Source organism: Kribbella lupini (genome assembly GCF_039529595.1).
Lineage (GTDB): Bacteria > Actinomycetota > Actinomycetes > Propionibacteriales > Kribbellaceae > Kribbella > Kribbella lupini.
Map to the genome: position 1 here is coordinate 1,400,844 of NZ_BAAANC010000002.1, position 22,021 is coordinate 1,422,864.

The following is a 22,021-nucleotide window of genomic DNA, read 5'->3' on the forward strand; positions in this document are numbered from 1 at the left end:
AATTCACCTCAGCTGACGATGACCGCCTTGGTACTACTCACGGTAGTCGCATGGTCCGCGTCGGCCAGCCAGACCACTCGGTAGTACGACGTACCGCGGGCGGTCGGCTTGATGCTGAAGCCGTAGTTGCCCGTGGTGTTCAGCTTGGTCGTGGCGACCGTCGGCCAGCTCGTACCGGTCAGGCGCTGCAGGTACGCCGTCGTCCCGGGGTGCTGGGGGCGCAGGTAGCCGTAGACCGACGTGGTGGTGCCGAGCTTGATCGCGGCGGCCAGGTTGATCGTGATCGTCGGCTTGACCTCGATCGTGGCGTTGCCGCTGCGTGAGCCGAGCAGGTCCGGCGAGCCGTTGTAGCCCCACGCGTACACCGTGGAGACGGTCGGCTTCTGCACCGACGACGCCTGGCCGGTGCCGTCGGAGGTGACCCGGGCGACCTCCCGCCAGGTGGAGCTGTTCTTGGCCCGCGCGTAGAGCGACAGCGGTACGCCGACCAGCGAGGCGCCGGAGTCCTTGCGAGTGGCGCGGGTGTAGAGCGTGACGGCGCCGCCGTAGCTGATCGCCGGGGCGCTGGCGGCCACGGTCGCTCCGGTGCCGATCAGCACGGTGTCGACACCCGGACCGATCTTGCCGGTGCTGTCCTTGGCCCACGCGCGGAACGCGTAGCTGGTGGCGTTGGCCAGGCCGGTCGCCGTCGTGGAGGCGGCTGTGCCGGTGTAGACCGCCGTACCGACGTTCGGCAGCGGAGGCGGCGTGGTGCCGCCCGCGTTGCGGCGGACGATGACCTGGTTGCCGGCGGGGACAGTCCACTTGAGCGCCGCCGTGGAGTAGGCACCGGTCGCGTCGAACCCGGTGAGCGCCGCGGGCGGAGCAGTCAGGTTCACGGCGTTGCTGTCGATCTTGATCTCCACGCCACCGTGCGTCTCGAGGTGGTCACCCTGGTACTGGTGGACGCGCTGACGGTTGGTCCACATGGACGCCGGGATGTACTTGTCGTCGGTGGTGTTGGTGACCTGGTTCCAGCGAGCGAACCACAGGTTGTCCGGCCGGGTGTACGCCGTGTTGTTGTAGGCACTGGCCAGATCGACCCCGCCGGAAGCCGCACCGACGTACGCGCCGCCGACGTAGCCACGAGTGTTCAGTTCGAGGGTCCAGCCGCTCAGGTAGGACAGCACGGCCGCCTTGCAGGCGGCCGTCGAGGTGTAGGCCTCGATGTCGCTGTAGATCGCGCTGCGCTGGGCGAACCCGAGCGCCTGCGCGGAGGCGACCGCGTTGGCGGCAGCCGTCCGGCCCTGGGCGCGGGCGGTGGCCGGGTCGGTCGACATCCGGCTGGACAGATTGCTGCAGGGAGCCTGCAGACCGACGTCGATCAGCAGGAACTGCCAGCCCTTGGCGGCGTTCGTGCCGACCCACTCCGGCGTGAGGTTCGGCTGGGCGGCGCATCGCCGCAGCCCACCGCTGACGTAGATGCCGACCGCCTTGTACCCCGACTTCGGGGACAGCCAGGCATCCATCGCGCTCTGGCTCGGGGCGTCGCAGGTGTCGAACGCGAACCCACCGAGCAGGTTGCCGGTGGCAACCACCGACGGCGTCGCGGCCGCGGCACGCGGCTGCGCCAGCCGAGTGGCCTTGGAGGTCGTCCGGCCGGTGCTCAGGACCTGCCGTGCCTCGTCGACACGACCTGGCGCGTAGTACGCCGTTGCCAGCACGCCCGCGGCTTCGACGGCCTGGGCGAGCTGGCCGTCACTCGAGCGCGGCTGCCGGCTGAGCGGCTCCAGCACCAGTCCTACGGTCCGGCCGACAGCGTCCGCCGGGCAGTCAGGCTGAGCGGTGCTCTTGCCCAGGTACACCGCCGGACGGTCGAAGCGCACGCAGGCTGTCGGGTCTTTCGCCAGGTCGACGACCGGCCAGCTGGCCGGCACCGTCACCTGGTAACCGCGGTACGTCACGGTCTGTTCACCGGCGGCTTGCGCTGGGACGACCCCGGACGCAAGAACCGCAACGGGTACCGCAAGTTTCCACAACCTCACTGGTAATTCTCCTCACATGGCAGGCGGCCGCGAGGAGTATTTCAGAGCAACGGCTCCGGGCGCCTGAGTATTGCTACTTGCTGCGAAAACTCCACAGGGCGAAGGATTTCCCTCGACCGGTCCCAGCGGTGCCGCGACTGCTTCCGCGAGCGCCCGTGCCGGGCGCACGATTCCCGCACCCGGTCGCCTGTCCCGCGGCCCGCTCACCCCTGAGGAGCGCATCATGCGAGTTCTCATCAGCCGGCCCCGCGCGCTGACCGTCCTGCTGGCCGGTGCCGCGCTCGTCGCCACACCGCTCGGCGGCCAGGCGACCGCGCAGATTCCGGCCGACCAGCTGGCCAACCCATGCTTCACCCCGCCAGGGGCAGCCGCCAAGGGCGGCCACGGAGCCGACACCCGGGAGATCAGCGCTGCCGAGCAGAAGGCGATCGAGGTCCGGACGGCCGGCCTGCTCAAGGCGAAGGCGGCTCGCGGCACCGGCGTACCGGCCGGTGCGCTGGCGGCCGCGAACGTGCCGGTCTACGTGCACGTGATGCGCAGCAGCACCGGCGCCGGTGACGTCACCAACGCCCAGATCTCCCGCCAGATCGCCGTACTGAACAAGACGTTCGGCGGGGAGGAGTCCTCGGCCGCCGCCAACACCGGCTTCACGTTCAGCCTGGCCGGGACGTTCCGGTACAACAACGACCAATGGCACCGCGACAAGCAGAGCGCGTCCTACCGCAAGCAGACCCGCAAGGGTGGCGCCAACGCGCTGAACATCTGGCTGGTCGACTTCGGCTACCTGGGCATCGCGACGTTCCCGTGGGACTACAAGAAGCAGCCGGGCATCGACGGCATCCGGGTGCAGTACACCTCGCTGCCGGGCGGTTCGGAGGCGAACTACAACCTCGGCGAGACCGCCACGCACGAGGCCGGTCACTGGTTCGGGCTCTACCACACCTTCCAGGGCGGTTGTACGACGACGAACGACGAGGTCGCCGACACCCCGGCCCAGAGCAGCCCGACCAACGGGTGCCCGACCGGCCGCGACTCCTGCTCGCTGCCCGGCCTGGACCCGATCCACAACTACATGGACTACTCCTACGACTCCTGCTACAACCAGTTCACCCCGAACCAGAGCAGCAGGATCAGCAGCATGTGGACGGCGTACCGCGCCTGACCACCACCGGCCCGGCCTCGCACGACGTGTGCGAGGCCGGTGCCGTGCTCAGAGGATGTAGCGGTCGCCCGGGTGCAGGATGCGCAGCCAGCGGCATCCGTAGGGCTCCAGCTCGAGCTGGAGAGTTCCGTCCTCGGTGACGTCGGCCTCCAGCGGTTGCAGCAGGTCCACAGCCCGTACGCCGACGCCCGCACCCGCCACCGCGAGGGTGACGGTCGCGGGCTGGTCGGAGAAGTTGTGCGCGGTGACGACGGTCCCGCCTTCGCACTCGGTCAGGTGCGCGAAGACCGACGGCGACTCGTGCTCCAGCACCGTGCAGTCGCCCCAGGACAGTTCAGGCGTCTCCCGGTAGCGCTGGATCAGCAACTTGATCCAGTTGAGCAGGGAGTCCGGATCGCGGCGCTGAGCGGCGACGTTGACATGCTCGGGCGACAGGTCGCCAGTGACGACCGGAGCGGCCAGCTCAGCGGCGTCGGCGGTGGAGAAGCCGCCGTTGACCGAGTTGGTCCACTGCATCGGCGACCGTACGGCGTTGCGCCCCTCGGCGGCCAGGTTCTCACCCATACCGATCTCCTCGCCGTAGAACAGCACCGGAGTGCCCGGCAGCGAGAACAGCAGGCTGTAGACCATCCGGAGCCGCGCCTGGTCGTTGCCGAGCATCGGAGGCAGCCGCCGGCGCAGTCCCCGGCCGTACAGCTGCATCGACTCGTCCGGACCGAAGGCGGCGAACACCTCCTGCTTCTCGTCCTCGGTGAGCTTGTCCAGCGTCAGCTCGTCGTGGTTGCGCACGAACGTGCCCCACTGCGCCTCTTCCGGCGGAGCAGGCCGCTCGCGGATCGCCTTGACCAGCTCGGCCGGGTCCTGCTGGGCCAGTGACAGGTACATCTTCTGCATCCCGATGAAGTCGAAGCACATGGTCAGCTCGTCGCCGTCCTCGTCCCCGAAGAACTGCCGGGTCTCCTTGTACGGCAGGTTGACCTCGCCCAGCAGCACCGCCTGACCGCTCCGCCGGCTCAGGAACGCCCGCAGGTCGCGCAGGTAGTCGTGCGGGTCCGGCAGGTGCTCCGGGTCCAGCGCGCCGTCGGTGTCGAGCAGGAACGGTACGGCGTCCACCCGGAAGCCGGAGATCCCCAGCTGCAGCCAGAAGCCGATCACCCGGATGATCTCGTCGCGCACCTCCGGGTTGGTGATGTCCAGGTCGGGCTGGTGCTTGTAGAACCGGTGCAGGTAGTACTGGCCCGCCTGCTCGTCGTACTGCCAGAGGCTGGTCTCCTGGTCGGGGAAGACGATCCCCTCCGACGCGTTCTCCGGCGGCTGGTCCCGCCAGACGTACCAGTCCCGGTACGGCGACTGGCGCGACGCCCGGGCGCTCTGGAACCAGGGGTGCTGGTCCGACGTGTGGTTGACCACCAGGTCGGCGATCACCCGGATGCCCCGGTCCTTGGCCAGCGTGATCAGCTCGACCAGGTCGCCGTGCGTCCCCAGGCGCGGGTCGACGCCGTAGAAGTCGGTGATGTCGTAGCCGTCGTCGCGGTCCGGCGTCGGGTAGAACGGCATCAGCCACAGACAGGTGACGCCCAGCTCGGCCAGGTGGTCGATCCGCTGCGACAGCCCGCGGATGTCTCCGCGGCCGTCGCCGTCGGTGTCGAAGAAGGTCTCGATGTCCAGGCAGTAGACGACGGCGTTCTTCCACCAGACGTCGGCGGTCTCGGTCAGCCTCACGGGCGGGTCACCTCCAGCTGCGGCAGCACCTTCGCACCGAAGGTGTCGACGAACTCCGACTGCTCCTGGCCGACGTGGTGCAGGTAGATCGCGTCGAAGCCCAGTTCGGCGTACTCGTTGAGCCAGTCGGCGTGGCGGCCCGGGTCGGAGGAGACGTGCACGGTCTTGTGCATCGCCTCCGGCGGCACGTGCTCGGCGGCCAGGTCGAAGGCCTCGGCGGTGTCGGTGTCCCAGCAGAACGGCGGCGGGAACACGTTGCTGCGCCACTGGTCGTGGGCGATCGCCAGCGCCTCCTCGTCGGTGGCCGCGTAGCTCAGGTGCACCTGCAGGCACACCTTTCCGCGCCCACCGGCGTCCTTGTACGCCGCGATCAGGCGGCGCAGGGTGTCGGGTTCGGCGTTGACGGTGATCAGGCCGTCGGCCCAGCCGGCGCACCACTTCGCCGTACGTTCCGAGACGGCCGCGCCGAGCAGTGCGGGGACCTCGGTGGGGAGGGTCCAGAGCCGGGCCCGGTCGACCGTGACCAGGCCGTCGTGGCTGACCTCGTCGCCTCGCAGCAGCCGGCGCATCACGTCGACCGCCTGCTCGAGCCGCTCGGTCCGCTGCTCCTTGCGGGGCCAGCCCTCGCCGGTGATGTGCTCGTTGCTGGCCTCACCGGTGCCCAGCGCGGCCCAGAACCGCCCGGGGTACATGGAGGCCAGGGTGCTGATTGCCTGGGCGATGATCGCCGGGTGGTAGCGCTGGCCGGGTGCGTTGACCACTCCGAAGGTGAGCTCGGTCGCCTGCAGCGCCGCACCGAGCCAGGACCAGGCGAACCCGGACTCGTTCTGGCGGATGCTCCAGGGGCTGAAGTGGTCCGAGCACATCGCCGCGGTGAAGCCGGCCTGCTCCGCCCGCACCACCGCTTGCAGCAGGTCGGCGGGCGGGACCTGTTCGTGCGAGGCGTGAAAGCCGTAGACAGTCATACGTCCCCGTGCCCGGCCAGGCCCGCCGCCACACGTGTGGCTTGTCCCCCGTCGGGTGCTAGGCCTTGCCCGCCCCCTGGTGATGATCGTGCTGGTGCCGCTGTGAGTTCTTGTTGGCGGCGTCGACCAGGGTGACCGCGACGCGGCGGAGCTTGGTGTTGCTGGTCTGCGACAGCCGGGTCAGGAAGGCGAACGCGCGGTCGGCGTCCAGCGTGTACCGCTCCATCACGATGCCGACGGCCTGGCCGATCACGTTGCGGGTGGCGAGCGCGTCGGACATCGTCGCGTCCTGCTTGGCCCAGCCCATCGCCAGCGCGAGCTGACCGGCGAACAGGCTGCCGAGGTGCACGGAGTCGTCGTCGATGCCGTAGGGCTCGGTGGAGTACAGGTTGAGCGCGCCGCGGGCGTGCGGGTCGGCGCGAAACTGGAAGGCGAGGTGGCCGCCCAGGCCGAGCGCGGCGGCCTTCGGGCCGAAGGACGGCCAGCGCGGGTCGGTCGCCAGGTCGCCGACCGTCACGACCGGCTCGCCGAGCGCGGCGTCCAGGCAGGGGCCTTCGTGCAGGTCGTACTGCAACTGGTCGCCCTGGACCGCCAGCGGACCGGTCGGCGCGAGCGTCTCGATCCGGCCGTCCTTGCGGGTCAGCGAAATGCTCGCCTCGACCACGCCCGGCACCGTGTCGGCGGCACTCTGCGTGATCATCCGCAGCGTCTGGTCGAGGTCCATCGGCGCCCGCATCGCAGCCGCCACCTCGGCCATCGCCCCCGCCAGCTGCCCCAGGTCCAGCGGTGTCTCGGCCTCCACCGATTCCATCACCATGCATCCTCCCCAACGATCTCCCCGCCAGTGTGCCTCACTCTCCCCAGGAAGGCGGCGGTCACTTCCCCGCGCGAGGCCCCCGGCGGGTCAGGGCATGGGTCCCGTCGCACAACGGCTTCAGCGCCGACCGGCCGCAGCGGCACAGGGCGATCGTGCCCCGCTCAGGGGTGATCTCTTCGCCGTTCTCGTCCTGCAGGGTGAAGTCGCCGCGGACGATCAGGGGGCCGTCGGGGTAGGCGCGGATCACGGAGTCGCTCATGACCGTCCGGTACCCGGCGGCATGAATCGGGGTACTGGAGTACTCAACGGGTTCAAAGGAGCACTTGATGCAATTGCCACCCCCTCGCGGTCCCCTCAGCGCCTGGGTGATCGACCACCTGCGCGGCACCGGTACGCCGAGCGCGCACCCTGCCCCCGGTCAGGTGCTCGACGACGACTTCCAGCTCGCGCTGTGGTGCTGCTACGAGCTGCACTACCGCGGTTTCGACGACGTCGCCGCGGACGCCGAGTGGGACCCGGTCCTGCTCGCGTTCCGGGCCGAGCTCGAGCGGCCTTTCACCGAGTGGCTGTCGACGCTCGTCAAGCCCGAGCCCTCGGCCACCGAGCCGGTCGCCGTCCAGCTCCGCCGGCTGATCGACGCCGACGACGGCCCGTCGCTGGCGGCGTACCTGCACCGGCACGCCACCCGCGAGCAGTTCCGCGAGTTCCTCCTGAACCGCTCGGTCTACCAGCTCAAGGAGGCCGATCCGCACAGCTACGGCATCCCCCGCCTCGACGGCGCCGTGAAGGCCGCCCTGGTGGAGATCCAGGCCGACGAGTACGGCGGCGGCCGGGCCGAACGCATGCACGCCGAGCTCTTCCGTACGACGATGCGCTGGCTCGACCTCGACGACACCTACGGCCGCTACGTCCCGGACGTCCCCGGCGTCACCCTCGCGCTGTCCAACGCGATGTCGCTGTTCGCCCTGCACAGCCGCTGGACCGGCGCGCTGCTCGGCCACCTGGCGGCGCTCGAGATGACGTCGACCCTGCCCAACCGCCGCTACGCCAGCGGCGCGGCCCGGCTCGGCGCGACCGAGGAGCAGGCCCGCTACTTCACCGAGCACGTCGAGGCGGACGCCGTCCACGAGCAGATCGCCGCGCACGACCTCTGCGGCCAGTACGCCGAGGAGAACCCGGACGCCGTCCCCGACATCCTGTTCGGCGCCGCCTGCTGCCTGGCGCTCGACAACCTGGTCGCCGAGCACCTGCTGACCGCGTGGAACGCCGGGCAGGAAGGACAAGTCGCCAGCTGACCCGGTCGCCTACCGCAATCAGGCGCGCACTGAGAGTAGGTTCGTGCGCATGATGAAGCGTGCCATGGCGATCGCCGGTGTTCTGGTTCTGACTGTCTCGGGGGTCGCGACGGCCGCGACGCACCAGCCCGGACAGGACCGGACGGACCGAAGTCTGATCGTCGGTGGCACGCTCGCGGCGCTGTCGGAGGCGCCGTGGGCGATCGCGCTGACCAACTCGCGGTCCTCCAACGACAGCGGCCGCTGGTGCGGCGGCGCGCTGGTCCGGCCGAACAAGGTGCTGACCGCCGCGCACTGCATGACCAAGCCGATCGGGACCTACACCGTCGTCCAGGGCCGCGCCGAGCTGCTCGACACCCGCGGCGGGCGGACGTCCCAGGTCAGCAAGGTCTGGATCCATCCCGGGTACGACGACAAGCTCAACCGCAACGACTTCGCCGTACTGACCCTGAGCACGCCGATCACCGGTGTCCCGCTGATCGCCCTGGAGACCAACCCGAAGGCCGACCGCAAGGGCGTCGTCCCGACCGTCTTCGGCTGGGGCGACACCAGGGACACCGGCCCCGCCGACACCTTCCACAAACTCGCTGTCCCGGACCTCGGGGACGCGACCTGCCTGGGCAACCCCGAGTACGTCGACAACGGCTACGCCGCCGCCAACAACATCTGCGCCGGCTACCCGGAAGGCGGCAAGGACGCCTGCCAGGGCGACTCCGGCGGGCCGCTGGTCCTCAACGGCCGCCTGCTCGGCACCGTCTCCTGGGGCAAGGGCTGCGCGGAGAAGGGCTACCCCGGCGTCTACGCCGAGATCGCGCCCGCGGTGAAGACCCTCCAGGCCCAGTTCGGCAAGTGATCCCGGACAGCTTCGTCAACCGGTAACAATACCGACGAGTCCGGCGTCAGTCGGTCACTGATCCGATATCGGGCGGAAACGCTTTGTCATTACCTTCCTGAGCAGCTACCCCCAGAGCTGCTCAGTGAGGAGATGGCATGGCGCAGTCGAGAAGGCAGTTCCTCCAGCAAGTCGGCATCACCGGTGGCGCCGGTGTGATGTACTCCGCGATGGGCGCACTCGGCCTGACCGGTGCCGCCGAAACCCCCGCGTACGCCGCCCCGACGCGGATCGAGCTCAACGGTCGCGGCCGCAAGCACGTCGTGATCCTCGGCGCGGGCATCGCCGGCCTGACCTCGGCGTACGAGCTGCGCAAGGCCGGCTACCAGGTGACGTTGCTGGAAGCCCGCAAGCGCCCCGGCGGGCGGAACTGGACGGTCCGCAACGGGACCGTCGAGAAGGACCTGCACGGCAACACCCAGACGGCCAGGTTCTCGTCCGGCCAGTACATGAACGCCGGTCCCGGCCGGATCCCGCAGCACCACGTCACGCTCGACTACTGCCGCGAGCTCGGCGTCGCGATCGAGCCGTTCGTCAACCAGAACGCCGACGCCTACCTGTACCGCGAGGGCGCCACAGCCCTGTCCAACAAGCCGATCCGGCACCGCACCGCCAAGGCGGACGTCTACGGCTACGTCTCCGAGCTGCTCGCCAAGGCCACCGACCAGGGCGCCCTCGACGCGGCGTTGACCGCGACCGACAAGGACGCGCTGATCAGCTTCCTGCGCAGCTTCGGCGCGATCGGCGCGAAGGCCGACGGCTTCGCCTACACCGGCACCGACGGCCGGCGCGGGTACGTCGTGGAGCCGGGCGCCGGTCTCGAGGGCGGCACCACCGCGACGCCGTACGGGCTGAGCGACGTGCTGGCCAGCGGGGTCGGGAACTACTTCTCGTTCGAGTTCGGCTGGGACCAGGCGATGATGATGTTCCAGCCGGTCGGCGGGATGGACCGGATCCCGTACGCGTTCGAGCAGGCGATCGGCCGGGACAAGTTCGTGTACGGCGCGAAGGTGCTCGGCCTGCGCAACACCTCCGAGGGCGTCACCGTCGTCTACAGCACCGGCGCGCGGCCGCGCGAGCTCAAGGCCGACTTCGCGATCTGCGCCCTGCCGCCGCACATCGCCGCGACCGTCCCGTCCAACCTGCCGGACAACGTCCTGGCGTCGCTGCGCTACGCCCGGCCGACCAACGCGGGCAAGATCGGCATCGAGTACTCGCGCCGCTGGTGGGAGCAGGACCACCGGATCTACGGCGGGATCACGAACAGCAACCTCGACATCGTCAACACCTGGTACCCCTCCAGCGGCTTCCACGGTGACAAGGGCACGGTGATCGGCTACTACAACACCGGCGCCAACGCGACGGCGTACGGCGCACTCAGCCCGGCCGCCCGGCTCGACCGAGCCGTTGCCCAGGGCACCAAGATTCACGGCGACGTGTACGGCCGGGACATCAAGGCGTCGTTCTCGGTCGACTGGGCCGGCACCGAGTACTCCCGCGGCTCGTGGGTCGGCTGGCCGTCCCAGACCGACAGCACGTACGCCGCCCTGCTCGAGGCCACCGGCAACATCTACTTCGCCGGCGACCACCTCAGCCACGCGATCGCCTGGCAGCACGGCGCGATGGTCTCCGCCCGCGCCACCGTGACCGCCCTCCACACGAGAGTGACCAGCCGATGAAACGCAAACTGCTCGCCGGCGTCGCCGTCCTGGGCGTCACCTTCACCGCCGGAGCCGGTACGGCGAACGGCTGGTGGGACCGGCCGAAGCCACCGCGCCCGGGCACCGTCGTACCGGCTCTGCCGGCCGGCCAGGCCAACCCGATGATCGCCACCGGCGTCGGCATCGGGGCGAACACCGCCGTCTACAAGACCTCCGGCCTCGGTCCGGCGGCCCTCAACACCGGCGCCCCCGCGGGCAGCGAGGCGTCGTACGTCGACACCGCGGTCTTCCCCGGCGGCGTGCTGCCGGCCGGGGTGACGATCACCGAGGCGCAGGGCATCAACGCCCTGCGCCGGATCGGCGAGAACCTGAAGGCCGCCGGGCTCTCCTACGACGACGTCTACACGATGCGCGTCTTCCTGCAGAACCCGTCCGGCGCGGCCACGGCCGACTTCGCCGGCTGGAACCGCGCCTACCGCCAGTACTTCGCGAACACCGACCTGACCACCGGCGAGTTCGTCCCCGTCCCGCTCGGCACGGCCGCGCCCGCCAAACCGTTCGTGGTCAACAAGGCGCGACCGTCCCGCTTCGCCCTCGAGATCGAGAACCTCCCGGTCGCCGGCTGGCTGGTCGAAGTGGAGGTGGACGCCGCCTACGGCATGCGCTCGTAGGCCGGGAGGGTGAGGAAGTCGGCGTAGTCGTCGGCGATCGCGACCTCGAGGAAGGTTTCGCGGGCGTCTGCGTACGCCGTGGGGTCGTCGCCGAGCTTGGCGATCTCCTCGTCGGCGATCGTCGTCACCAGCTCGGCGGTGACGACGGCGCCGGTGTCGAGCACGACCGCGTTGCGCCGCCACTGCCAGATCTGCGAGCGGGAGATCTCGGCGGTGGCGGCGTCCTCCATCAGGTTGAAGATGCCGACGGCGCCGGTGCCCTTCAGCCAGGCCGCGAGGTACTGGATGGCGACGCTGATGTTGTTGCGCAGGCCGGCCTCGGTGACCTCGCCGGGGGTGGCGGCGACGTCGAGGAGCTGGTCGGCGGTGACCTCGACGTCCTCGCGGAGCTTGTCCAGCTGGTTCGGCGAGGAGCCGAGGACCTTGTCGAAGACCGCGCGGCAGGTCTCGACCATGCCGGGGTGCGCGACCCAGGAGCCGTCGAAGCCGTCGCCGGCCTCGCGCGTCTTGTCGGCCTCGACCTTGGCGAAGGCCTGCTCGTTGACCGCCGGGTCCTTGCTCGGGATGAACGCCGCCATTCCGCCGATCGCGTGCGCGCCGCGCTTGTGGCAGGTCCGGACCAGGAGCTCGGTGTAGGCCCGCATGAACGGAACCGTCATCGTCACGCTGTTGCGGTCCGGCAGCTGGAAGTCGGCGCCGCGGGTCCGGTAGGTCTTGATCACGCTGAACATGAAGTCCCAGCGCCCCGCGTTCAGCCCGGCCGAGTGCTCGCGCAGCTCGTACAGGATCTCCTCCATCTCGAACGCCGCCGGGTACGTCTCGATCAGGACCGTGGCCCGGATCGTGCCGCGCGGCATGCCGAGGAACTCCTGCGCCAGTACGAACGCGTCGTTCCACAGCCGCGCCTCGAGGTGCGACTCCATCTTCGGCAGGTAGAAGTACGGGCCCTGGCCGCGGTCGAGCTGCAGCTGGCCGCAGGCGGTCAGGTAGAGCGCGAAGTCGACCAGCGCGCCCGACGTCCGCTCGCCGTCGACCAGCAGGTGCTTCTCCGGCAGGTGCCAGCCGCGCGGCCGGACCACGATGGTGGCCAGCTCGTCGTCCGGCTTCAGCGCGTACGACTTGCCGGCGTCGCTGGTGAAGTCGATCTTCCGCGTGACCGCGTCGAGCAGGTTGAGCTGCCCGCCGATCACGTTCTCCCACAGCGGCGTGTTCGCGTCCTCGTGGTCGGCCAGCCAGACCTTCGCGCCGGAGTTCAGCGCGTTGATCGTCATCTTCTGGTCGGTCGGCCCGGTGATCTCCACCCGTCGGTCGACCAGCCCCGGCGCCGGCTCGGCGACCCGCCAGTCCGGGTCCTCCCGGACGGCGGCGGTCTCGGCCAGGAAGCCGAGCGACCCGCCCGCCGCGATCTCCTCGACCCGGGCCCGGCGCCGCTCCAGCAGCTCCAGGCGGCGCGGGTTCAGCGCGCGGTGCAGCTGCTCGACCAGCGCGAGCGCCCGCTCGCTCAGGATCTCGTCGTACCGCTCGTGCATCGGTCCCGTGACCTCGACTGCCACCAGTTCTCCTCTACTCGACGACCAACACTTCGTGATCCGTGATGCGTTCCACCTCGACCGTAATCCAGCCGTCCTCCGGCGTCACCGCGGCCTCCCCGCCGTCGACCAGCAGCGCCGCCCGGCTCCCGCTCGCCCGGACCGACACCGTGAACGGCCCGGCCGGTGTGAACTCCTCCAGCCGCCCGCGCCACGCGCCACCCTGGTCGAGGTTGACCAGGTGCACCACGGTCCGCTCGCCCTGCCGGTAGACCTGGCAGTCCAGCACGCCCGCGCCGTCCACCTTCAGCGGAAGCTCCCCGGCGAACCGCCGCACCAGGTTCGCCAGCAACCGCCCGTGGTCCGGGTGGTGGTAACGGGCGTAGAGCCGGTCCAGATCAGCCGCCAGGTACGCCGTCCGCTCACCCAGCACCAGCGCCGGTACGTCGGTGCGCGGCTCCGCCATCCACGACTTCTCCGGGGGGTAGATCGGGAACGGCGGCACCAACGTCAAGGCGGCGGCCCCTTGAACCACTTCCAGCGCACCACCGAACGGCAGCAGGTCGGTCCCGTCGAACCCGTCGGTCACCGAACGGTCCTCGATCCGCAGGTAGCTGTGGCTGTCGTACGTCTCCCAGCTCCCCGACGACCCGCCGACGCGCCGCTCCCCGGTGTGCCGTACGCCGAGCAGCTCGCCCAGCGCGAAGTCGGAGCGGCGGTCTCCCCACTCGTCGTACAGGCTCGACTCGCCGGTCACGATCAACGCACCACCGGCCTCGACGTAGGTCGTCAACTCAGCACATTGCCGATCGGTCAGAACGCCCAGATTGGGGACGATCAGAACTGCGAAAGAGCCAGTGATTTCAGAGGTCGGCATGTAAGGGATGCGGGCGCGCACCAACGCATCCACCCACCCCCGGTACGGCAACTGACTCACCGTCTCCGGATCGTCCTTCCCGTGGAAGTCCACACTGCGCTGACTCCACAGCAAACCCACAGTTGCCACTGGCTCCCGGCTCACCAAGTACTGCTCGTTCGAAGCGTGCCACGCGAACAGCGACTCCGCCGTCGCGTACTGCCGCCGATCCTCGTGCACCGACCCGATGTGGTGCCACCACGGCTGGATCCCGCCGGCGAAACCCTCCACCGCCCACATCCGGGCCTCCGGCGCGGGCTTGCTCCCGAGCCGGAACGTCGGCGTCCCCGCGTCGTACATCGCCGTGCTCTCCGGGATCAGCGTGTCCCAGCCCAGCAGTCCGTGCAGCCGCTTGCCCGTGTCGGCGTTGGCCTGGAAGCCCGACTCGTCGTGCCGCCACTGCGAGTCCAGGAAGAAGATCGGCGCCCGCGAGCAGATCGCGACGTCGTCCCGCAGTCGTTTGCTCTGGGCAACGACGTCGCCACCGTTCATCCCGACCCACAGGCAGTCCGGCCCGCCCGCGCGCCGTGTCACCTCGTTGTTCAGGTCCCACACGGCCAGCCGCCGGTCGTAGCTCCACCGGATCCACCGCCGGTACGCCGTGTCCTCCCAGTCGACAGCCCGCGGGAGGTCCAGCCCCACGAGCTCCTTGAACGAACCGGAGCAGTTGACGCAGTAGCAGATGTGCTCCCGATCCAGCCCGCTCCAGCTGTTGTCCGTGATCCCGTCCGGCGCGGTCCGCTCGATGATCTCCTCGAGCACCCCGGTCAGGAAGTCCCGGTAGTAAGGCCCGGTCACGCAGGCGACGTACAGCTCGCCCGCCCGATAGGGCTCACCCGAGGCATCCACAGCGAACCAGTCCGGATGCGCGTCGTACAAGGGCTGGTGGGCCCGGTTGGAGTCCATCCGGGCCAGCACGGTCAGCCCGTCCTCCCGCGCCGCGGCCACGATCTCGCCGTACAGGTCGCGGTCGCCGAGGAACTCGGCCCGGTGATGCAACGGAAACTTGCTCGGGTAGTACGCGACGATGCCGCCGGCGTTGACGATCACACCCTGCACCCTGGTCCGGCGCCACTGGCCGCGCCACCAGTCCGCGTCGTACCGGGCCGGGTCCTTCTCGGTCAGGTTGGTCTGTGCCCAGCGCAGCGTGCGCCGGTACCAGGGTGCGCCGGTCATCCGGCCAGGCTCTTCAGCGCGTCGCCGGACCCGGACAGGTTGTCCAGCATCATCTCGGAGTACTTCCGGCTCAGCACGACACCTTCGGCACCGCCTTCGAAAGCAGCCAGTACGGCGTCACGCACGCTGTCGCGCGTGCACTGGGTCAGCTCGCCCTCGTTGTCGTCCCAGTTGATCTTGGTACCGAGGTCACGCGGCGACTCCAGTCCGCGCTGCTTGGCCACCCCGACCGGGATGTCGATGTCGATCCCCGGGTAGATCGCGCTCTGCCCACCGACGCCGGCGACGGCTCGCTCGGTCTCGCGCCGGACGTAGTCCGCGGTGAAACCGGTCTGCGGCAGCTTGTCGTACGAGCCCTCGTCGAGCTGCAGCAGCTTCATCATCAACGGGTACACGTCTTCCGGCTCCGCGTCCGCGAACAGCGCGCCGCAGATGCTCTTCACCCAGGTGAAGAAGCGCGGCCCGGCGCAGTTGTTGTAGATCACCACCTTGATGAAGTCGGAGAACTTCGCCATCTCGGCGTAGTCCTGGTCGGCCCGGTAGAACGGGCTGAACGAGATGTTGTGGTAGACGTGCCAGCCGACCTGGGTCTCCGGCTTGATCGCCTTGGCGACGCCGTAGATGTCGCGGTAGAGCTGCCGCTGGCTCTCGGTCCAGACCGTCTGCCAGGCCAGCACCTCCGGGAAGTTCAGCAGGATCCGCCAGAACGTGACGAAGGCGCCGTCGGCCGGACGCTCACCGGCGCCGACCCGCTGGTTCCACTCGATCAGCTCGCGGTAGCCGCGCTGCGCCCGGTCGACGTCGATCCCGCGGTCCTTGCCGAGTTGCTTGCAGTGTGGGCAGAAGCAGCCGATCTCGGGCACGTCGACCGTGCCCTGCATCAGCATGTTCAGCGGCCCCGGACGCTCCGAGCACCAGGCCAGACCGTCCAGGTCGTAGCTCTGCAGGTAGTCCTCGACGAACCCCAGATGCCAGTTGCGGTAGTCCGGGTTGTTGAAACAGGGCCGTCGCCCGGGCCGCGACCACGGGTCGACCTCGAGCACCTTGGCGAAGTTCGGGTAGGTCCGCAGCTGCCGGGCCCCGCCGCTCTCCTCCATCCAGGCGAACGACTTCATCCCGCGTTCCTTCGCCTTCGGGATCACGGTCTCCAGCAGGTCCAGGTCCGGGTGCTCCGGCGCCTGGCCGGCCGCGCCGAGCACGGTGTTGCCGTAGTACTGCGGGTGCGTGGTCGCGTAGTTGCCGCCGACCCAGCCCAGGTCGTACTCCTGGCCGCCGTGGTCGGGAATCGGGTGCCCGGGAATCTGCCGCCCGCCGGTGCCCCGGGTCCAGGTCGGCGTGGCCAGGAAGAGCGCGTTCACCGCGCCCCGCTCGGCCAGGATGTCCAGTGTCTGGTCGACGCCTTCGTCGACGAACGAAACCGCTCCGATCTGCATGGCTACGAGCCGGTCCGGCACGTCGCTCACCCCTTCATTCCTGTCATCGTGATGCCTTGGATGAAATAGCGCTGCGCGAAAAGGAAGACGGCGATCACCGGTACGACGGAGACCGTCGCACCGCACATCAGCAGACTGATCTGGGTGAAGTACTCGCCCTGGAACTGGGCCAGCGCCACCGGCAGCGTCTGCAGGTTCTCGGAGTTGACGTAGATCAACGGCCCGAACAGGTCGTTCCACGACTCGAGGAAGGTGAACACCCCGATCGCGGCCAGGGCCGGTTTGGTCTGCGGCAGCATGATCCGCCAGTAGATGCCGTAGGTGGAGGCGCCGTCGATCTTGCCGGCGTCCTCCAGCTCCTTCGGCACGGTCAGGAAGGACTGCCGCATCAGGAAGGTCGCGAAGACCGGCGTGAGCACCTTCGGCACCCACAGCGGGTACTGGGTGTCCACCCACCCGATGTGCCGGAACACGATGTACTGCGGGATCAGGTACGCGATCCCCGGGATGATCGAGGTGGCCAGCAGCACCATGAAAGCGATGTCCCGCCCGGCGAATCGCAAGCGGGCGAAGGCGTAGCCCGCCATCGACGCGACGATCAGGATGCCGATCACGTTCAGCCCGGCGAGCTTCACGCTGTTCCACAGGAAGACCGGGATCAGCTCGAAGATCTGCCGGTAGTTGTCCCACTGCGCGTCCTTGGGCAGGAACTGCGGAGGCACCGACAGCACCTGCGCCTCCGGCCGCAGCGACGCGCTGATCATCCACACCAGCGGCGCCAGGAAGGCCACCGCGAACAGCGTCATCACGACGTACTGCGAGGTCTTGGTGGCGATTCTCATGTGTAGAACACCCACCTCTTCTGCAGCCGCCACTGCAGGAACGTGACGGCGGCGATCACCGCGAACAGGATCCAGGCCATCGCCGACGCGTAACCGACCTTCCCGAAGCCGAACGCGTTCTGGTAGATGTTGAAGATGTAGACGCTGGTGGCGTGTCCCGGCCCGCCCTTGGTCATCACGTAGATCAGCCCGAACACCTGGAACGACGTGATGAACTGGGTGATCAGCAGGAACAGGAAGTGTGGCGTGAGCAGCGGCAGCGTGATGAACCGCAACCGCGCCCAGGCCCCGGCGCCGTCGATCCGGGCCGACTCGAAGTACTCCTCGGGCAGGCCCTGCAGCCCGGCCAGCAGGATGATCATCGGGTACCCGATGCCCTGCCAGACGCTCACCAGGATCACCGCCGGCATCGCCCAGGTCGAGCTCGACAGCCACTGCGGCCCGGAGATCCCGACCTGGCCGAGCAGCCCGTTGATCACCCCGTTGTCGGGCTGAAAGAACCAGAACCAGACGAACCCGATCGCGACCACGTTCGTCACGTACGGCGCGAAGTACGCCGTCCGGAAGAACGCGACGCCCTTGATCGGCCGGGAGCAGAGCAGGGCCAGCACCAGCCCGACGCCGATCGTCAGCGGGATGCTGGCCAGCGTGAAGTAGATCGTGTTCTTGAACGTCTGCACGAACAACGGGTCGTTGCCGAACAGGTCCCGGAAGTTCCGCAGCCCGACGAACTTCGGCGCCGAGATGCCGTTCCAGCTGGTCAGCGACGCGCCCATCGAGACCAGGATCGGGAAGAACTGGAACACCACGACGCCGACCACGACCGGACTGATGAACAACCAGCCGACCAGGTTCTGCCGACGGCGTTCGCGGCGGGCCCCGGCGACGGCGACCGGCCGGCTACGGGTCAGGGATAACGTTGCCATTGGCAATCAGCCCTTCAGTGCGGTCTCCACCTGCGGCGTGATCTGTCGCAGCACCTCGGCGACCGGCTTCTCGCAGTTGTAGGCCTGGTCGAGCGCCGGCCGGTACAGCTCCCGGGCGCCGAGCGTGTTCTTGGTCTGGTTGGTCGCGGTGAGGTGCTTGGACGCCTCGCCGAACAGGCCGATGTGCTCGGGCATCGTGCCGTTCGGCGCGAGCTCGGCGGCGGCCTTGTTGTTGATCGGCGTGAACGCGCCGCCCTGCAGGAGGATCCGGCCGCCGTCCTCGCCGGCCAGGTACTTCAGCAGCGCCCAGGCCTGGTCGGGATTCTTCGCCGCCTTGGGGATGCAGAACACGATCACGCTCGACTCGGTCTTCTGCTCCAGGTCGGCCGGCGGCGGCGCGACGTCCCAGGTGAAGTCCTTGATCGTGCTGCGCAGGTACGGCACCGTGCCGAAGGTCGCGTAGAGCATCGCCAGCTTGCCCTGCGCGAACATCTGCGTCTCGGCGTTGTCCTGCTGCAGCGACGACCAGGGCGGCTGCACCTTCTCCTTGCAGGTCAGGTCGGTCGCCCACTGAAGAGCCTCGATCTCCTTGTCCCCGGACAGCGTGAACTTCGTGCCGTCGGTGGAGAAGATCCCGGTCTCGCTGCCGTGGTTGACGGTGAACGTCTGCTCGTACCCGGTGTCCAGGTACACCAGCGCGCCGTACCGCTGACCAGGCACGGTGAGCTTCTTGGCCCGGTCGACGAAGTCGTCCCAGTGCCAGCCCTCCGGACTCCACGTCGTCGGCGGCAGCGGTACGCCGGCCTGCTTGAACAGGTCGACGTTGTAGAAGACCAGGCGGGGCTCGTACCCGATCACCCACGCGGTGTGCGAGCCGTCCGGTTGCTTCGGGAACTCGTACACCTCCTTGGCGAACTGCGAGGTGTCGAGCCCGTCCTTCTCGATGTACGGGCGCAGGTCCAGCAGCGCGCCCTGCTCGGAGAACCCGCGGACGAAGTCGTCGTTGATCCGCATCACGTCCGGCGGTGCCCCACCGGCCAGCAGCGTGCGCATCTTGGTGTCGTACTCCTGGGTGACCGCGGGCTGCACCGTGACGGTCGCGCCCGAGGCTTTCTCGTGGGCCTGGATCGCCTGTTCCAGCGGCGTGCCCTTGACCGTCTGCCAGTTGAGGAAGGTGAGGCTCTTGCCGCCACCGCCCGCGTCGTTGCCGCCACCGCCACAGCCGGCGAGCACACCGCCGGCCGCGAGTCCGCCCAGCCCCGCCAGGAACCTGCGGCGGCTGAGGTTGGAGGGGATTGTCTGCACCGGAATCTCCCGTCCACGTAAGTGAATACGTATACAATGAATACGTATACACAGCGATCTACGGCCGGTCAACGGCGAAGGACCACACTCTTCAGTAGGGTTCGGGTCCGACCACGAGGGGAGGCCGCGGTGAGTCGACCGCCGACGAGCAGGGACCTGGCGCGCCTGGCCGGAGTGTCCCAGGCGACCGTGTCCCGGGTGCTGACCAACAATCCGAAGGTCAACCCGGAGACCAGGGCGCGCGTGCTCCAGGTGCTCAAGGAGGCCAACTACACGCCGAACGCGCTGGCCCGCGCGATGAAGACCGGGCGTACCGACACGATCGGGGTCTTCATGACCCGCGTGACCAGCCCGTTCCACGCCGAACTGCTGGACGAGATCGGCCGCGTGCTGAGCTCGGTCGGACTGCACATGATCCTGTGGAACATCGAGCACGACCCGGAGGAGTCGGTCAGCAAGGTCCTGCAGCAGCGGCTGGTCGACGGCTTCCTGCTGACCTCGGCGACGTACGACTCGACGCTGCACACGATGGCCGTCGAGTCCGGTACGCCGACCGTCCTGCTGCACCGCGGCATCGACGGACTGGACTGCGACCAGGTGGTCGGCGACAACTGGCAGGGCGCGTACGACGCCGGCCGGTACCTCGCCGAAGCCGGCCACACCGAGATCGGGCTGGTCCGGCTGGAGCACACCGGGAACACCTCACGCGACCGCGAGCTCGGCTTCCGCGCCGCGCTCGACGAGGCCGGTGTGAAGATCAAGGCGCGCAACACCGTCACCGTCGGCGTACAGCACGCCGACGGCCACGCGGCCGCGCAGAAGCTGCTGTCGCAGAAGAAGCCGCCGACCGCGATCTACACGATGACCGACCTGCTCGCCTTCGGCATCCTCGACGGCGCCCGCGCGCTGGGCGTGCGCGTGCCCGACGACGTCTGGCTGATCGGCTACGACAACACCGACCTGGCCGCCTGGGAGTCCTTCGACCTCACGACGGTCGCCCAGCCCATCCACGCCATCGTGGAGACCGGCATCGACCTGCTGCGCCGCCGCATCGCCGACCCGGAGAGCCCGACGGAGATCGTCACACTGCCGTGCCCACTGGTGGTCAGGGGCTCGACAGCGAACACCCCAGCCGCAGCTGGATCTGCCCCAGCCGGAGGCTAGGGGCCTGGCGCGGCCCCCTCCCCTCCCCTCATTCAGGGACCGAGCAGCGGCAGCACGTCCTGCAGGACCTTCGCATGGTCGGTCGGGTTCTTCAGGCCCATCCCCATCGTGTTCACGCTCAGGTGGGTCGCACCGATGTCCTTCCAGGCCTGGGCGAAGGCAGCCCACTCGGACTCCGGGACGCGACCGAGCGTGAGGCGGGCCTCGAAGCCGACGTCTGCTGGATCGCGGCCGGCCTCCACGGCGTACTGGCGGACCCGCTCGACGGCAGCACGCGCCTCCTCGTCCGGGTCGCTCTGCGGCATCCAGCCGTCCCCGATCCGCCCCGTACGACGCAGAACGGCCTCGGCGGTGCCGCCGAACCAGATCGGGATCCGGCGCGCCGGCAGCGGGTTGAGCCCGACCTCCACGACCTGGTGGTACTTGCCGTCGTACGAGATGACCGGGTCGGCCCAGAGCTTGCGCAGCAGGTCGACCTGCTCCTCGAGCTTGGCGCCGCGTTGCGTGAAGGGGACGCCGAGCGCGTCGTACTCGACCTGGTTCCAGCCGATGCCGACGCCGAGCCGGAGCCGGCCGCCGCTGAGGACGTCGACCTCGGCGGCCTGCTTCGCGACCAGCGCGGTCTGACGCTGCGGCAGGATCACGACCCCGGTCACCAGCTCCAACCGGGTGGTGACGGCCGCGAGAAACCCGAAGAGCACGAGAACCTCGTGGAACAAGGACTTGTCGGTGTACCCCGACCAGCCCGGACGATTCGCCGGATCCGCGCCGAGCACGTGGTCGTAGGCCAGCGCGTGCGTGTAGCCGGCCTGCTCGACGGTCTCGGCCCAGGACCGGACCACCGCCGGGTCACTGCCGATCTCGAGCTGGGGGAAGACGGCACCGATCCTCACGAAGCGACTCCTTGCAGTAGTTGGACCATCCCTCGCACCGCCTGGTCGAACGGCTCGTCGTCGTTCGCCGCGCGCGCCAGCACGTACCCACCTTGCAGTACGGCGGCCACCGTCGCCGCCGTGGCCACCGGATCCAGGGTCTCCGGGAACTCACCAGCTTGGTTGCCCTCGGCAAGGATCTCGGCGAGCCGTTCCCGGATCCGCCGGAAGGTGGCCTCGACCGGCGCCCGCAGCGCGGGGTCGGCCATCACGTCCGGGTCGGCGGTGAGCCGGCCGATCCGGCAGCCCTTGAGCACTTGCCGGTCGCGCTCCAGGTACCGCGCGATCCGCTCGACCGCCGTACCGGGCGCGGACAGCTGCTCCTCGGCGGCCGCGCTCAGCTCGGTCGCCGACCGCTCGATCGCCGCCTTCGCCAGCTCGGCCTTGCCGGAGAAGTGGTGGTACATGCTGCCCTGGCCGGCGTCGGCCGCCGCCTGGATCGCCTTCGGGCTGGTCCCGACGTAGCCCCGCTCCCAGAGCAGCTGCTGCGTGCTCCGGATCAACCGTTCGACTGTCTCCACCCTGTTCACTGTACCCAGAGGTACAGCATCGAATGGTGTCCCCGTACGGCGACCGATAGTCTCGGTCG

General features: G+C 69.2%; 19 protein-coding genes. 6 read left to right on the forward strand and 13 right to left on the reverse strand.

Annotated features, from left to right (window positions below):
- Positions 1-8: 8 nt before the first annotated feature.
- Complete coding sequence (locus tag ABD235_RS19975; RefSeq protein ID WP_344176137.1) at positions 9-1,943, reverse strand: glycoside hydrolase domain-containing protein; 1,935 nt, start codon at positions 1,941-1,943, stop codon at positions 9-11.
- A 304-nt stretch (positions 1,944-2,247) separates the two neighbouring features.
- Here ABD235_RS19975 and ABD235_RS19980 point away from each other — a divergent pair, with 304 nt between their 5' ends.
- Entirely contained in the window at positions 2,248-3,186 is a 939-nt protein-coding gene (locus ABD235_RS19980; RefSeq protein WP_344176139.1) for a zinc metalloprotease, read from the forward strand.
- A gap of 48 nt (positions 3,187-3,234) precedes the next feature.
- Here ABD235_RS19980 and ABD235_RS19985 read toward each other — a convergent pair whose 3' ends face one another.
- From ABD235_RS19985 to ABD235_RS20000, 4 genes are read right to left on the reverse strand one after another with little or no spacing between them, the layout of a single operon-like run.
- Entirely contained in the window at positions 3,235-4,908 is a 1,674-nt protein-coding gene (locus ABD235_RS19985; RefSeq protein WP_344176141.1) for an alpha-amylase family protein, read from the reverse strand.
- Positions 4,905-5,873 carry a TIGR03885 family FMN-dependent LLM class oxidoreductase gene (locus ABD235_RS19990; RefSeq protein WP_344176142.1) on the reverse strand — a complete coding sequence of 323 codons (969 nt, stop codon included), beginning with the start codon at positions 5,871-5,873 and terminating at the stop codon, positions 4,905-4,907. The genes ABD235_RS19985 and ABD235_RS19990 overlap by 4 nt, the downstream gene beginning before the upstream one ends.
- A 58-nt stretch (positions 5,874-5,931) precedes the next feature.
- Entirely contained in the window at positions 5,932-6,690 is a 759-nt protein-coding gene (locus ABD235_RS19995; RefSeq protein WP_344176143.1) for a GAF and ANTAR domain-containing protein, read from the reverse strand.
- A gap of 58 nt (positions 6,691-6,748) precedes the next feature.
- Positions 6,749-6,949 (reverse strand): CDGSH iron-sulfur domain-containing protein, encoded by a 201-nt coding sequence (locus tag ABD235_RS20000; protein WP_344176144.1) that lies wholly within the window; start codon positions 6,947-6,949, stop codon positions 6,749-6,751.
- Between the two features lie 67 nt (positions 6,950-7,016).
- Between ABD235_RS20000 and ABD235_RS20005 the strand changes: the two genes are divergently transcribed.
- The 4 genes from ABD235_RS20005 (at position 7,017) to ABD235_RS20020 (ending at position 11,209) form a co-directional block, all read left to right on the forward strand.
- Positions 7,017-7,985 carry an iron-containing redox enzyme family protein gene (locus ABD235_RS20005; RefSeq protein ID WP_344176145.1) on the forward strand — a complete coding sequence of 323 codons (969 nt, stop codon included), beginning with the start codon at positions 7,017-7,019 and terminating at the stop codon, positions 7,983-7,985.
- Between the two features lie 49 nt (positions 7,986-8,034).
- Positions 8,035-8,838 carry a S1 family peptidase gene (locus ABD235_RS20010; RefSeq protein WP_344176146.1) on the forward strand — a complete coding sequence of 268 codons (804 nt, stop codon included), beginning with the start codon at positions 8,035-8,037 and terminating at the stop codon, positions 8,836-8,838.
- Between the two features lie 137 nt (positions 8,839-8,975).
- The gene (locus tag ABD235_RS20015; protein WP_344176148.1) at positions 8,976-10,556 is read left to right on the forward strand and encodes a flavin monoamine oxidase family protein; all 1,581 of its coding nucleotides are present in this window, start codon (positions 8,976-8,978) and stop codon (positions 10,554-10,556) included.
- Entirely contained in the window at positions 10,553-11,209 is a 657-nt protein-coding gene (locus tag ABD235_RS20020) for a Rid family hydrolase (protein ID WP_344176149.1), read from the forward strand. Before ABD235_RS20015 ends, ABD235_RS20020 begins: the two co-directional genes overlap by 4 nt.
- Here ABD235_RS20020 and aceB read toward each other — a convergent pair.
- From aceB to ABD235_RS20050, 6 genes are read right to left on the reverse strand one after another with little or no spacing between them, the layout of a single operon-like run.
- Positions 11,191-12,762 carry a malate synthase A gene (gene aceB / locus ABD235_RS20025; RefSeq protein WP_344176151.1) on the reverse strand — a complete coding sequence of 524 codons (1,572 nt, stop codon included), beginning with the start codon at positions 12,760-12,762 and terminating at the stop codon, positions 11,191-11,193. The two genes, ABD235_RS20020 and aceB, sit on opposite strands and share 19 nt — an antisense overlap.
- 10 nt (positions 12,763-12,772) lie before the next feature.
- Positions 12,773-14,830, reverse strand: coding sequence for an alpha-amylase family protein (locus ABD235_RS20030; protein WP_344176152.1), 2,058 nt, complete (start codon positions 14,828-14,830; stop codon positions 12,773-12,775).
- Positions 14,827-16,293, reverse strand: a complete 1,467-nt coding sequence (locus tag ABD235_RS20035; protein WP_344176154.1) for a glycoside hydrolase family protein — start codon at positions 16,291-16,293, stop codon at positions 14,827-14,829. The genes ABD235_RS20030 and ABD235_RS20035 overlap by 4 nt, the downstream gene beginning before the upstream one ends.
- Entirely contained in the window at positions 16,290-17,105 is an 816-nt protein-coding gene (locus tag ABD235_RS20040; RefSeq protein ID WP_344176156.1) for a carbohydrate ABC transporter permease, read from the reverse strand. The genes ABD235_RS20035 and ABD235_RS20040 overlap by 4 nt, the downstream gene beginning before the upstream one ends.
- Positions 17,102-18,031 (reverse strand): carbohydrate ABC transporter permease, encoded by a 930-nt coding sequence (locus ABD235_RS20045; RefSeq protein ID WP_344176158.1) that lies wholly within the window; start codon positions 18,029-18,031, stop codon positions 17,102-17,104. Before ABD235_RS20045 ends, ABD235_RS20040 begins: the two co-directional genes overlap by 4 nt.
- A gap of 6 nt (positions 18,032-18,037) precedes the next feature.
- Positions 18,038-19,336 (reverse strand): ABC transporter substrate-binding protein, encoded by a 1,299-nt coding sequence (locus tag ABD235_RS20050; RefSeq protein WP_344176159.1) that lies wholly within the window; start codon positions 19,334-19,336, stop codon positions 18,038-18,040.
- A gap of 129 nt (positions 19,337-19,465) precedes the next feature.
- Between ABD235_RS20050 and ABD235_RS20055 the strand changes: the two genes are divergently transcribed.
- Positions 19,466-20,500: a LacI family DNA-binding transcriptional regulator gene (locus ABD235_RS20055; protein ID WP_344176160.1), complete on the forward strand. Its 1,035-nt coding sequence runs from the start codon at positions 19,466-19,468 to the stop codon at positions 20,498-20,500.
- 32 nt (positions 20,501-20,532) lie between these two features.
- Here ABD235_RS20055 and ABD235_RS20060 read toward each other — a convergent pair whose 3' ends face one another.
- Together ABD235_RS20060 and ABD235_RS20065 are read right to left on the reverse strand one after the other, a co-directional pair.
- Complete coding sequence (locus tag ABD235_RS20060) at positions 20,533-21,393, reverse strand: LLM class F420-dependent oxidoreductase (RefSeq protein ID WP_344176162.1); 861 nt, start codon at positions 21,391-21,393, stop codon at positions 20,533-20,535.
- Entirely contained in the window at positions 21,390-21,953 is a 564-nt protein-coding gene (locus ABD235_RS20065; protein WP_344176164.1) for a TetR/AcrR family transcriptional regulator, read from the reverse strand. The genes ABD235_RS20060 and ABD235_RS20065 overlap by 4 nt, the downstream gene beginning before the upstream one ends.
- Between the last annotated feature and the right edge of the window lie 68 nt (positions 21,954-22,021).

What these genes read in the sequence shown, in the direction of transcription:
- ABD235_RS20005 (WP_344176145.1), top strand. Translation starts at nt 7,017, where the DNA reads ATGCAATTGCCACCCCCTCGCGGTCCCCTCAGCGCCTGGGTGATCGAC.
- ABD235_RS19995 (WP_344176143.1), bottom strand. Translation starts at nt 6,690, where the DNA reads ATGGTGATGGAATCGGTGGAGGCCGAGACACCGCTGGACCTGGGGCAG.
- ABD235_RS19980 (WP_344176139.1), top strand. Translation starts at nt 2,248, where the DNA reads ATGCGAGTTCTCATCAGCCGGCCCCGCGCGCTGACCGTCCTGCTGGCC.
- ABD235_RS20010 (WP_344176146.1), top strand. Translation starts at nt 8,035, where the DNA reads ATGATGAAGCGTGCCATGGCGATCGCCGGTGTTCTGGTTCTGACTGTC.
- ABD235_RS20045 (WP_344176158.1), bottom strand. Translation starts at nt 18,031, where the DNA reads ATGGCAACGTTATCCCTGACCCGTAGCCGGCCGGTCGCCGTCGCCGGG.
- ABD235_RS19990 (WP_344176142.1), bottom strand. Translation starts at nt 5,873, where the DNA reads ATGACTGTCTACGGCTTTCACGCCTCGCACGAACAGGTCCCGCCCGCC.
- ABD235_RS20020 (WP_344176149.1), top strand. Translation starts at nt 10,553, where the DNA reads ATGAAACGCAAACTGCTCGCCGGCGTCGCCGTCCTGGGCGTCACCTTC.
- ABD235_RS20030 (WP_344176152.1), bottom strand. Translation starts at nt 14,830, where the DNA reads ATGACCGGCGCACCCTGGTACCGGCGCACGCTGCGCTGGGCACAGACC.
- ABD235_RS20015 (WP_344176148.1), top strand. Translation starts at nt 8,976, where the DNA reads ATGGCGCAGTCGAGAAGGCAGTTCCTCCAGCAAGTCGGCATCACCGGT.
- ABD235_RS20040 (WP_344176156.1), bottom strand. Translation starts at nt 17,105, where the DNA reads ATGAGAATCGCCACCAAGACCTCGCAGTACGTCGTGATGACGCTGTTC.
- ABD235_RS20000 (WP_344176144.1), bottom strand. Translation starts at nt 6,949, where the DNA reads ATGAGCGACTCCGTGATCCGCGCCTACCCCGACGGCCCCCTGATCGTC.